Origin of the sequence: Salinibacter sp. (genome assembly GCF_036626415.1) — a bacterium.
Taxonomy (GTDB): Bacteria; Bacteroidota; Rhodothermia; order Rhodothermales; family Salinibacteraceae; genus Salinibacter.
In genome coordinates this window covers 1-11,969 of record NZ_JAZKRW010000098.1, presented here as the reverse complement: position 1 = coordinate 11,969, position 11,969 = coordinate 1, and the positions used below count along the sequence as shown (strand labels likewise).

Sequence of the window (11,969 nt, the reverse complement as noted above, 5' to 3'; positions counted from 1 at the left end):
GGGGCGGGCCCGGGACTTGTTCTCGACGCACGGATCATCGTCCGGTCCAGGCGGCCCCCCAGCTGATCGCCCAGTGGGTATGGGTGGGTGCATCGCGGAGTGGAAATGAATTCCCCCTGGGGAGCGACGGCGGAAGATTGGAGCTCTACCCGCGGTGCGCAGCTCAGCATCCCGGTGAAATTGCGCGCGTTTGCGCAGGCGCATCCCACCTCCTATATTCCAACGGCGTTCCAAAAAAGAGGACCGTCCGCCCCAGAAATGCCCGTGGGGGCCTGCACGTGTTGCGCTCGGAGCCGCCCGCCCGCGGGCCTCCGACGCACGACTGCATACTCTCGCGTACTCACCGCTGTGTCACTACGCCGACTCCATGCTGCAAACGATCGTTGACACCCTCTACGACGTGGTTTGGACCTACGGCATCCCGATCGGAGGGGGACAATACATTCCGTGGGTGGTGCTGCTGCTTCTGGGGGCGGGCATCTACTTCACCCTTCGCCTGGCCTTCGTCCAGATCCGACAGTTTCCGCACGGCATCGCCGTCACGTCGGGGATGTACGACAATCCCGATGATCCCGGGGACGTGTCCCACTTTCAGGCCCTCACAACGGCCCTCTCGGCCACCCTCGGCATCGGAAACATTGCCGGGGCGGCCCTCGCCATCCACGTGGGTGGCCCCGGGGCACTGTTGTGGATGTGGGTCACTGGCATCCTCGGCATGGCCACCAAATACAGCGAGGTAACGATCGCGCAGTTCTACCGAAATGTTGAGGAGCCCACCGAGGCGGAGAAGGGCACCTGGCAGCAGACCTGGAAGGGGACCGTCGCCGGGGGGCCCATGTTCTACATCGAAAAGGGGCTGGGCAAGAACTGGAAGCCCCTGGCGGTCTTTTTTGCCGTCATGCTGATGATCACGTCCTTCCTCACCGGAAATGCCGTGCAGTCGAACACCGTGGCCGACGTGATGAACGCGGAGTTCGGTGTGGCGGTGTGGCTCTCGGGGCTCGTGCTGGCCGCCGTCATTGCCCTCGTCATCCTCGGGGGCGTGACCGCGATTGGGCGTGTCACGGGCATTCTCGTCCCGGTCATGGCCGCGGCGTACGTCATTGGCGCGCTGCTCGTTCTCGCCTTCAACTACACGGAGGTCCTTCCGACGCTCGGGAGTGTTTTCGCAAACGCCTTCAATCCGTCCGCGGGGGTGGCAGGGACGGGGGCTGGGGCCTTCTTACTGACGTTCACGTATGGGGTGCAGCGCGGCCTCTTCTCCAACGAGGCCGGCATGGGCTCGGCGCCGATTGCCCACTCGGCCGCCAAGACCAACGAGCCGGCCTCGGAGGGCGTGGTGGCCCTCCTAGAGCCGTTCATCGACACGATCACGGTGGTTACGCTGACCTGCCTGGCCATCCTCGTGAGCGGCGCCTGGGGGGCCGCGGTGCCCACACAATTCGAGCTCAACTCCGGCAACGCAGAGTACCGGGTCGAAAATGAGGGCGGCATCTTTCCCAGTTCCAACGTGCCCGAGGAAATCCGGATCGAGAACGGCGAACAGCAGGTGCCCAACCCCGACGAGGACGCCCAGTTTGCCTGGCGGCAGGCCGTGGTGAGCTCCTTCTACACCTCCTGCGCCAACGACTGTGACGACCAAGAGGATCTGCAGGAGCCGTTCACGGGCACGCTCTACCCGACGAAAGACGTAGCCGTGGCGGACGATGGAACCGAGTATGAGGTCTTGTACGGAGAGGGGGTGCGCAGTGGCGCGCCCCTCACCCGTCTGGCCTTCGAGCGCGGGCTCTCTCCGCTCGGGGATTGGGGCGGGTACGTCGTCATCCTGAGCGTGCTCCTCTTCGCCGTCTCAACCTCCATTTCGTGGAGCTACTACGGCGATCGATGTGCGTACTACCTGTTCGGCGAGCGGGCCATCTTCCCGTACAAGGTCGTCTTTGTGATCATGAACTTCACCGGCGCGGTCACGGCCCTCACGACCATCTGGACCATCGGAGACATTGCGCTCGGGATTGTCATCGTGCCGAACCTGATCGCCGTGATCATGCTGACGGACAAGGTGAAGGAGATCACCGACGACTACACCTCGCGCAAGTCGTGGCTCGAAGAGCCGGAGGCATAATGAAGAGGGCTGCTTCGTCCCGTGCCCCTCGTTGCATCGGCCGTACGCACGCACTCCCCCGCTTGACATGGAGAACCTCACGGTTGTCGATCACCCGCTCTTGAAGCGAGACCTCACCATCCTCCGCCGCAATGAGACGCCGCACGGTCAGTTTCGAAAGACGGTGTCCGACGCAGCGGCGATCCTGGCCTACGAGGCGATGCGCGACATTGAGCTGGAGGAAACAGCGATCGAGACGCCCCTCGAATCGACGACCGGCTACGAGATCGCCGAGGACGTGATGGTCGTGCCCATCATGCGGGCCGGGCTCGGGATGGTGGATGGGTTCGTGCGGTACGTGCCGGAGGCCCGGGTCGGCCACCTCGGCATGCAGCGCGACGAGGAGACCTACCGGCCCGTCGACTACTACAGCAACATTCCGACGGGCATCGAGAGCGCCCACGTGTTTGTGGTGGACCCGATGCTGGCGACGGGGGGCAGTGCGTCCTTTGCCATCGATCATCTGAAGGAGGAGGGCGGGCAGGACTTCACCTTTGCGTGTCTGGTGGCGGCGCCCGAGGGGGTGACGACGCTCCGCCAAGAGCATCCGGACGTGCCGGTGGTGACGGCGGTGCTGGACCGCGAGCTGGACGACAATGCCTTCATTCGCCCCGGATTGGGGGACGCGGGGGACCGGATTTTCGGAACGCGATCGTGACCAAGGGACCTTGACCGATGGGCCCATTCAATCTGTGCCCCCGCACACTGAGCCTCATTCTGCTCGTCGGCCTCTTTTGGGGAGGCGCCGCACCCACGGCCGTCGCACAGAACGACGGTGCCATTGAGGTGCCAGACCCGGTACTGACGGGCATTGAGTTTGCCGTGTCGGTCCCGGGGGGAAGCGCGCTGGCCGACGGGGGCACGCCGAAGGTCCGGGTGGGAAACGCCACGGTGCCCCTTGCCTACGATTCGGCGGCGGAAGCATGGACCGCGGAGGGCATAACGGTGTCGTCGAGCGGAGTGACCACTGTCGAGGTCGTGCAGAACGACGCGGTGCTGCGGTCGGCCAGCACGCGGGCCGTTCCGGCCTGGCTCTCCATCCTGCCGCCCCTCCTGGCCATCGGCATGGCACTGTTGTACCGGCGCGTGGTGCCGGCCCTGTTCTTTGGGGTGTGGGTGGGGGCGGTCGTCGCCATTGGCTTCACGCCGTGGGCGGTGTTCAAGGGCCTGCTGGACAGCTTCCAGGTCTACGTGCTCAATGCGATGGCCAACCCCGACCATGTCGCCATCATCCTGTTTTCTCTGATGATTGGAGGAATGGTGGGCATCATCTCGAAAAATGGCGGCACGCTCGGCATTGTGGAGCGCCTGACGGCGTGGGCGAGCGACTCCAGGCGGGGACAGATCGTGACGGGGGTGCTGGGCATCAGCATCTTCTTCGACGACTATGCGAACACGCTCATCGTGGGCAATACGATGCGGCCGGTGACCGATCGCCTGCGCATCTCGCGGGAGAAGCTGGCCTACCTCGTGGACTCCACGGCGGCCCCGATTTCGACCCTGGCGTTCGTGACCACCTGGATTGGATATCAGGTGGGGCTCCTGGGCACGGCCATTGAGAAAATCGACGGCTTCTCCCAGGGGGCCTATTCGGTGTTCGTCAACTCCCTGTTTTACAGCTACTACCCGCTGTTGGCCCTCGCGTTTGTCTTCCTCGTGGCGTACTTCGGCCTCGACTTTGGGCCGATGTATGAGGCGGAGAAGCGTGCGCGTGCCACGGGCAAGGTGCTGGGGGACGACGCCAATGTGGACGAGGCGGCGGCCGAGGGGGAGGAGCTGCAGCCGCCAGAGGGGACGTCTTGCCGGGCTGTCAATGCGGTCCTCCCCATCCTCGTACTGGTGGCGGGGGTGCTGGGGGGGCTGTACGCGACAGGCGCCCAGGCCGTTGGGACTGACGCCGCCCTGAAGGACGTTATTGGGGAGGCAAACTCGTACACGGCGCTCATGTGGGGCTCCCTCCTGGGGGTGGTGGCCGCCGCTGCCCTGTCGCTCGGGCAAGGCATTCTGGACCTTGAGCAGACCGTAGAGGCCTGGTATGAGGGGCTCAAGTCCATGCTCTTTGCGATGGTCATCCTGGTCCTCGCCTGGGCCCTTTCGAACATTACCGATGTGTTGCACACGGCCGACTACCTCGTCTCACTCCTCGGAGAGACGCTTCCGCCCGGTGTGGTCCCCGCCATTATCTTTGTGCTCGCCGCCGCCACGGCCTTCGCGACGGGGTCGAGTTGGGGGACAATGGGCATCCTCATGCCGCTCGTCGTGCCGCTGGTGTGGGCCGTGCTCACGCAGAACGGCATGGGAGAGCCGGCCCACTACCACATTCTGTACTCGTCTGTCTCGTGCGTGCTGGCCGGGTCGGTGTGGGGGGATCACTGCTCCCCGATTTCGGACACGACGATCCTTTCCTCGATGGCCAGCGGGTGCGACCACATCGAACACGTGCGCACTCAGCTGCCGTACGCCCTGAGTGTAGGCACGGTGGCCATTCTCTTCGGCACGCTGCCCGCGGGCTTCGGAATGCCCTGGATGGTCGGGCTCATCGTTGGCGGCCTTCTCCTCTTCGGGCTCCTGAAGCTGGTGGGCAAACCGGTCGAAATCGTGGCGTCGTCGCCCGAGGAGCGGGAGCCCACCGGGGCCTGATGTGGACGGCTCGTCATCGCGCCCCTCATCCATTTGGCATTGCCGGGGAATCCTTGTCTCATGATCTTAAGCACAACTGTCCTGTTTAACCATGTTTCTCGACGCTGACGACCGCCCCTGGGGCCGCTGGGAAGAGTACCTGAACGAGCCGGGCTACCGGGTGAAGCGCATCATCGTGCATCCGGGCCAGCGCCTCTCGCTGCAAAAACACGAACACCGCAAAGAGCACTGGGTCGTCGTACGGGGGGCGGGCGTGTTCACGCGCAACGACGACGAGATCGACGTGTCGGCGGGAGACACCTGCTTCATTGCTGAAGGGGACGTGCACCGGATCCAAAACGATGGGGACGAGCCGCTCGTCTTCATTGAAACGCAGATGGGCCGGTGTGTGGAGGACGACATCATTCGGCTGGAAGACGACTACGGGCGAGAGTAGTAGGAGGCGCCCCAGGTACAGGACCGACCCGTGCCGGAGAGTTTGCGGGGTTTTCTGTCTTTGGCCCGGCGGTCTCCGGCACTTTTCGTCGGATGGGTGCGTTGCACCATCGCTCACTTGGTTTCTTCGAAATTGCCCCTGCCCATGGTACTTCCCATCTACGTCTACGGCCACGAGGCTTTGCGGGAAGAGACCGAGCCCGTGGAGGAGAACACAGAGGCGCTACAGGAGCTCATCGACAACATGATCGAGACGATGCACAACGCCGCGGGCATCGGACTGGCGGCGCCGCAGGTGGGGCGTACCGAGCGCCTCTTCGTGGTGGATCTGACCCCGATGGCCGACGAGATCGCGGAGGCGGGCACGTCGCTCCCGCCCCAGCCAATGGTCTTTGTCAATCCGGAGCTCGTGGGGGAGAGCGACACGACGGTGGACATGGAGGAAGGCTGCCTGTCAATCCCCGAAGTGCGGGAGCCCGTGACCCGCCCCGAGCGGATCCGGATGCGCTACCGCGATCGCACCTTTCAGGAGCAGGAGATCGAGGGGGGGCACATGCTGGCACGGGTGCTCCAGCACGAGCGCGACCATCTTGACGGCATCCTTTTTACCGACTACCTCAGCAGCTTCCGCAAACGCCTGCTCCGCCGCCCCCTTCGTGAAATGGTCAACGGCGAGGTGGAGGCCGACTACCCGCTCGTAACGAAGGGCGACGTGACCGTCCCGGCACAGTAGGAGCGCGCGGCCGAGCACAGGGGCCCCGTCTGCACTCGTACTCGTCGGTGTCGCACATGTCTGCACGCCGCTTGCTGTCGCGCCCGGAACTGAAGGCCCACTACGACCGGGTCGGGGCATGGCAGGACACGCAGGCCTTCTACGAAGCCCCGGCCCTTGATGCGCTGATCAGCGCCGGGGCCTTTCACGGCGCCGCGTCGGTCATTGAGGTCGGGTGCGGCACGGGGCGCTTGGCCGAACGCCTCCTGCGAACCCACTGTCCGCCGCATGCGCGCTACGAGGGCTACGACCTCAGCGAGACGATGGTGCAGGTCGCCCGGAGCCGCCTCGCATCGTTCGAAGACCGGGCGACGGTTCGCCAGACCGACGGGCGCTTGACGTTCGACCGACCGGATGGGGGGCACGACCGCGTGGTGGCAACCTACCTGCTTGACCTCCTGTCGCGTGAGGAGGCGCAAACGTTTCTGGGGGAGGCGCATCGTCTCCTGCGGCCGGGCGGACGGCTCTGCCTGGCGGGGCTCACCCGGGGGCGGTCGTTGCTGTCCCGGGGCGTGAGTCGCCTGTGGGACGCCCTTCACCGGCTCCGTCCGGAATGGGTGGGCGGGTGCCGACCCCTTCGACGGTGGGCCCTCCTGGACGATGCCCGGTGGTCCGTGCGGACGCACACGGTGGTACGGGCGTGGGGCGTTCCCTCCGAGGTACTGGTGGCACTGCCTGTTTAGGTTCGTGCGGGGGCTCCTTGTACTGACAGCCGGAACCAGCATGGCCCTGCTCTCGGTCGACCGACTTTCCGTTGCGCTCGACGGACACACGATCCTGCGAGACGTGAGCTTCGAGGTCGCCGCCGGCCAATGGGCCGGCATCCTCGGGCCCAATGGCGCGGGCAAAACGACCCTCCTGCGGGCGATTGGGGGACACATTCCGTTCGACGGAGAGATCCGGCTCTCGGGGACGCCCGTCGACGCCATGAGCGTGGACGAACGGGCGCGGGCACTGGCCGTCGTGCGACAGGCGCGGTCCCTCACCTTCGACTTTACAGTGGAAGAGTTTGTGCTTCTCGGGCGGGCGCCGCACCGTGGCTGGATTCAGGCGTATCGGTCCGCGGATCGTGCACGGGTCCGAGAGGCGCTTGCCCGGGTGGACCTGGACGACTTCGGGGGGCGGTCGGTCCTTTCGCTGAGCGGGGGGGAGATGCAGCGCGTCTTCCTGGCGCAGGCCCTCGTTCAGGAGGCGGACGCGTTGCTGCTGGACGAGCCGACGGCACACCTGGACGTGCACTACCAGTTCTCGTTCATGAATCAGGTCCGGGCCCAGGTGGAAGAGGCCGGGCGGACGGTGCTCGCGGTGGGGCACGACCTGGAGCTGGCGGCCCGCTACGCGGACCGGTTGCTCCTGATAGAAGACGGTGCGCTGCGGGCCCAGGGGGCTCCCGAGTCGGTCCTGACGCCGGAACGCGTCGCCTCGGTCTTCGGCATGCGGGTTGCGCTGGATCAACACCCGGATGGCACGCCCCGGATTGACTATTTGGGGCCCGTGCCGTCGTCCTCCGACGGAAGCCACGTTCCCGGCTGACCCGGGGAGGCGTGCCCCGTCATTCAGAAACGCAAGCGGAGGTCAGCCGTGGGACATTCTGACCACTCGTGTTTCCCTGTTTTTCCGACGCCCCCTTCGATGAGCAAACGAATTTATACCCGGACCGGCGACGACGGCACCACATCCCTCTTCGGAGGGGAACGTGTGGGGAAAGGAAACGCCCGCATTGACGCGTACGGCACGGTCGACGAGGCCAATTCGGTGGTCGGGCTTGCCCGGTCGCATCTGGAGGGCGAGCCGGGACAGGAGGTCCTCGATCCGGTCCTCGGCGACGTACAGGAAGAGTTGTTTGTGGTGGGGGCGGATCTTGCGACCCCGATGGACGCCAAGCCGGTCGTGGAGCGGGTTGAGGCGGCCCACATTGAGGCCCTCGAAGCGCGGATCGATCGGTTCGAAGCGGACCTGCCCAGCCTGGACCGCTTTATTCTGCCGGGGGGGACGCCGGCCGGGGCGTCGCTCCACTCGGCCCGCACCGTGTGCCGGCGTGCGGAGCGTCGCAGCGTAGAGGCCAAAACCTCCACGCCGATCAACGAGCAGGTCATCATCTACCTCAACCGGCTGTCCGACCTCCTCTTCGTGCTGGCCCGATGGGCCAACCGGGAGGCGGGGGTTCGAGAAGACACGTGGAGCCCCGACGGCACGGGGGCTGACGACACAGCGTCCGATGCGACCCCCGATCAGTAACCGTCCCGCACGTTCCATTCCTTCCCCGGCGGACATCATGTCTTTCTCACTTGGACCCACGCGACTCCTGGCCATGCTCCTGATCGTGGCGGGCGGGGCGCTTGCCTGCCAGACGGGGGCCACCGCGCCGACCCCGGCGAGTGAGGCCCATGAATCAATGGCCCCGTTTGAGGCCACAACGGACCGGTACGGTCTTCCCACAGGCCGCTACCGGGTGGACAGCGGGCGCGTGGGCCGGGCAGAGACATTTTCGGACGTGCTGGACGAGCATGGGGTAGCCTACCAGACGGTTCTAGACCTCGCAAACGCGGCGCGCCCGGCATTCGACGTTACCGATTTGCAGGCAGGGCGTCCGTATCGCGTCTACGTAAACCCCTGGCTCCACCAGCCGCGGTACCTGGCATACCAGATCGACGCGCTTCGGTACGTCGTCTTTGACCTTCAGCATCCGGACCGCACCCACGTCGCCACCCGCTCGGTCCGCCATCAGTGGGCCACGGTCTCGGGGACGGTGGAGGGATCGTTGTACGGGACCGTCGTGGAGAAGGGGGGGCATCCCCTCATCGCCCTGCGGCTCTCGGAGGTGTTTGCCTGGCAGATCGACTTCTTTCGGCTGCGGGCGGGCGACTCGTTTCGGCTCGTGTACGAGGCGCGCTCGGTGGCAGGGGAGGCCGTTCAGCCCGGCGACATCGTGGCGGCGCACGTGCAGCACCGCGGAGACGACTACTACGCGTTTCGGTTTGAGACGGGCGCGGGCGACGCCGAGTACTTCAACCGGAGGGGAGAGAGCCTCCGGCGCCAACTCCTGAAGGCCCCGCTGCAGTATTCCCGCATCAGCTCGGGCTACACCAGCCGCCGGTACCACCCGGTGTTGAAGGAGTACCGTCCCCACCGTGGGGTCGATTATGCGGCCCCGCGTGGCACGCCCGTGCGGTCGGTGGGGGACGGGAGGGTCCAACGGGCCGGGTACAAAGGGCCGAACGGGAACTACGTCAAGATTCGGCACAACGGCACCTACACCTCCGGCTATCTCCACCTGTCGCGAATCTCCGTGACGTCCGGCGACCGCGTGCAACAGGGGGAGACCATCGGCTACGTGGGAAGCACGGGCCGATCCACGGGCCCTCATCTCGACTACCGCCTCTGGAAGCACGGCACACCCGTGAACCCGGTCACGCTGGAGCTGCCGCCCTCGCAGCCGGTGCCACTGCAGCACCGGGACGCGTTTCGGGAAACGGTTCAGGCCCTGCGGCCCCGGCTTGACGAGGCCTCGGTGTTTGCTCGGGCTCCGTCGGAATCGGGGCCGCAGTGGACGACCCCATTGGTCCCGGGAGGGCCCCAACTGGCCAATCGGTAGTCCCTGGAATCGGTCGCTCGTCGAATGTCCCTCTCCCTTCACAGCCGGCAGATCCAGGCGCGCGGACCGTTGCTGCTCGTGCACGGGGGCGCGTGGGACATTCCGGATGCCGTCGTGGACGCGCACCGCGAGGGGCTCCAGTCGGTGCTCGGTGCCGGAGCGCCTGCGCGCCAGAGCGGGACGGATGCCCAGGCGGGGGTTGCGACGGCGACGAGGGCCCTGGAGGCACACGGCGCGTTCAACGCCGGGTACGGAGCCATGCTGAATCAGGACGGGACGGCGGAGCTGGATGCCGGAATTATGACCGGGGCGACACTGGACTACGGGGCCGTGATGGCGACCCAGCGCCTGGAGCATCCGGTTGAGGGGGCGCGGCGGGTGTTGGAGAAAGGGAGGGGGCGGGTGCGCATGCTGGCGGGAGAGGGCGCGGAGCGGTTTGCGGAGACGACAGGGATGGACCTCGTCCCAAACGAGACGCTGATCCACCCGCGCGAGCGACGACGCTACGAACGGATCCGGAAACAGGCGGAGGCAAACCATCCGAGCCGGTCGTTTCATCCAGGCGGCGTCGACCTGGACGGCGCCGACACCGTAGGGGCGGTGATGCGGGACGGGGCCGGCACGCTCGCGGCGGCGACCTCCACCGGAGGCACGCCCTTCAAGCCCCCCGGGCGTGTGGGCGACTCGCCGCTGCCGGGCGCCGGCTTTTACGCCGACGCCCACGTGGCGGTCAGTGCAACAGGGTGGGGCGAAGCCATCGCGGCCGTGGGACTGGCCCGAAGCGTGCGGGAACGTGTTCGGGAGGGCCGCTCCGCGGAAACGGCGGCACGCTCGGCCCTATCGCACATGCACGAGCGGATCACATCCCCGGACGGAGAGGGGGCCACGGGCGGTTGCATCGTGGTCGCCCCTGGGGACGCTGCGGTGGCATTCACGACGCCCCGGATGGCACGAGGATGGCGCACGGACACAGGCGACGCCCACTTTTCCGTCCACCGAGAATAACCCCGGTCAAAGTTGCAGCGAGACGCCGGCGCGCCAGTGTCGGCCGGCGGCGGGCTCGTAGAATCGTCCCCCGAAGGCGTTCACGACGATGTCGTTGTAGCGCACGTCGAATGCATTGTTGAAGGCGAGAAAAGGCGTCAGCGTTGCCCCGCCCGCAAGCGAGACCCCGGGCTGGCTGAGGCGCAGGTCAACGGTGGTATATCCGTCGTTTGTGGCCGTATTTTGCGTGTCGCCAAACTGCTTGCTCACGCTCTGTACGGACGCGGAGGCGTGGGCGAGCGACGTCCGCGCTTGCAGAGTGGCGGCAAACCGGTGCGACGGCACGCCGGGAAGCTGATTGCCCTCGAGACTCGTCGTGGAGTTGCCCGCCTCCACGGTGCCTTTCGTAAATTCAGCGTCCACGAAAGAGTGACTCGCCCGGACGGACAGGGGCCCCGGGGGCTGCCAGCGAACCGAGATCTCGGCGCCCCGGTGCCGTGCGGCGCCCTGATTGCGGTAGGCCGTCGTCTCGTCCGGCAGCTCAAAGGGCACGAGCACGTCGTCCACGTCCTGGTAGAACAGGGCAAGGTCGTACGAGAGGCGCTGGGCGGGCCAAGTGCCCGTCACGCCTCCCTCCACGCCCACCACGGACTCGGCGTCAAGGTCGTTAAAGCCGCCCTCTCCATCGGGACGATTGCTCAGTTCGGTCGTGGTGGGGGCCTCCAGGCCGGTGCTCAGGTTGGCAAACAGGCGCGCTCGGCCCAGGTCGTACGAGAGCCCCACAGAAGGGCTGAGGGTGCGGAAGGTCTGCGTCCCGTCGTCGCTCCCGAGCCGATCATCGGCCTCGAACTGAAGACGATCGTAGCGCAGGCCGGCGTCTATCTGAAAGCGGCCGAGGGGAATGGCGAGGCGACCGAAGACGGCTCCGTTGTCGACCGTTTCGAGCTGGTCGATCAGAAGACGATCGGGGGACCCGTCGGCACTCGTAAATTCGCGACGGTCGTCGCGCTGCAATTTGCCCCCGACGCCCACGCCCCACCGGAGAGAGGAGGTCTCCTCCTCGAGCGTCAGCCGCACCCCACCCGCTCGGCGATTTAGGTCGATGACGTTGAACGGAATGGGGTTCTGGAGGTCGCGGAAGAGCCCGTACGCGGTGGCGTTCACGGTGCCGAACCGTGTGTCGTCGTAATACGTGGCTCCGAGTTGCCCCTGCGTCACGTCCTTTCCCACGTCAAAGTCCAAAACCGTCTGCCGAGTCTGGCCGGGCGACTCCTGGGCCGCCGTCTTGGAAAGGGACCCGGGCGACTGGGCGCGAGGCATGTGCTGCAGGGCGCCGATCACGCGCACCCCTCGGTCGTCGCCCAGTGAAAAGTCGCTGGTAA

Annotated in this window: 11 protein-coding genes; 10 read left to right on the top strand and 1 reads right to left on the bottom strand. The window is 66.2% G+C overall.

What is annotated here, in order from left to right; genetic code table 11:
• Window positions 1–367 precede the first annotated feature (367 nt).
• The 10 genes from V5A20_RS10630 (at window position 368) to V5A20_RS10585 (ending at window position 10,608) form a co-directional block, all read left to right on the top strand.
• On the top strand, window positions 368–2,122 hold the full coding sequence (locus V5A20_RS10630; protein WP_332316375.1) for an alanine/glycine:cation symporter family protein: 1,755 nt from the start codon (window positions 368–370) through the stop codon (window positions 2,120–2,122).
• Window positions 2,123–2,189: 67 nt separating this feature from the next.
• Entirely contained in the window at window positions 2,190–2,819 is a 630-nt protein-coding gene (upp, locus tag V5A20_RS10625; RefSeq protein ID WP_332316374.1) for a uracil phosphoribosyltransferase, read from the top strand.
• Between the two features lie 17 nt (window positions 2,820–2,836).
• On the top strand, window positions 2,837–4,801 hold the full coding sequence (locus V5A20_RS10620; RefSeq protein WP_332327299.1) for a Na+/H+ antiporter NhaC family protein: 1,965 nt from the start codon (window positions 2,837–2,839) through the stop codon (window positions 4,799–4,801).
• Window positions 4,802–4,892: 91 nt separating this feature from the next.
• Window positions 4,893–5,237 (top strand): phosphomannose isomerase type II C-terminal cupin domain, encoded by a 345-nt coding sequence (locus V5A20_RS10615; RefSeq protein ID WP_332316372.1) that lies wholly within the window; start codon window positions 4,893–4,895, stop codon window positions 5,235–5,237.
• 144 nt (window positions 5,238–5,381) lie between these two features.
• Window positions 5,382–5,969, top strand: a complete 588-nt coding sequence (def, locus tag V5A20_RS10610) for a peptide deformylase (RefSeq protein WP_332316371.1) — start codon at window positions 5,382–5,384, stop codon at window positions 5,967–5,969.
• Window positions 5,970–6,025: 56 nt separating this feature from the next.
• Window positions 6,026–6,691, top strand: coding sequence for a class I SAM-dependent methyltransferase (locus V5A20_RS10605; protein WP_332327298.1), 666 nt, complete (start codon window positions 6,026–6,028; stop codon window positions 6,689–6,691).
• A gap of 40 nt (window positions 6,692–6,731) precedes the next feature.
• Window positions 6,732–7,541, top strand: a complete 810-nt coding sequence (locus V5A20_RS10600; RefSeq protein WP_332327297.1) for an ABC transporter ATP-binding protein — start codon at window positions 6,732–6,734, stop codon at window positions 7,539–7,541.
• A gap of 99 nt (window positions 7,542–7,640) precedes the next feature.
• Window positions 7,641–8,246, top strand: a complete 606-nt coding sequence (locus V5A20_RS10595) for a cob(I)yrinic acid a,c-diamide adenosyltransferase (RefSeq protein ID WP_332316368.1) — start codon at window positions 7,641–7,643, stop codon at window positions 8,244–8,246.
• A gap of 37 nt (window positions 8,247–8,283) precedes the next feature.
• Entirely contained in the window at window positions 8,284–9,603 is a 1,320-nt protein-coding gene (locus tag V5A20_RS10590) for a peptidoglycan DD-metalloendopeptidase family protein (protein WP_332316366.1), read from the top strand.
• A 24-nt stretch (window positions 9,604–9,627) separates the two neighbouring features.
• Complete coding sequence (locus V5A20_RS10585; protein WP_332327296.1) at window positions 9,628–10,608, top strand: isoaspartyl peptidase/L-asparaginase family protein; 981 nt, start codon at window positions 9,628–9,630, stop codon at window positions 10,606–10,608.
• 6 nt (window positions 10,609–10,614) lie between these two features.
• On the opposite strand, the gene V5A20_RS10580 is transcribed toward V5A20_RS10585, so the two are convergent.
• Window positions 10,615–11,969, bottom strand: a 1,355-nt coding sequence (locus V5A20_RS10580; protein WP_332327295.1) for a TonB-dependent receptor, incomplete at its 5' end; no start/stop codon positions are given.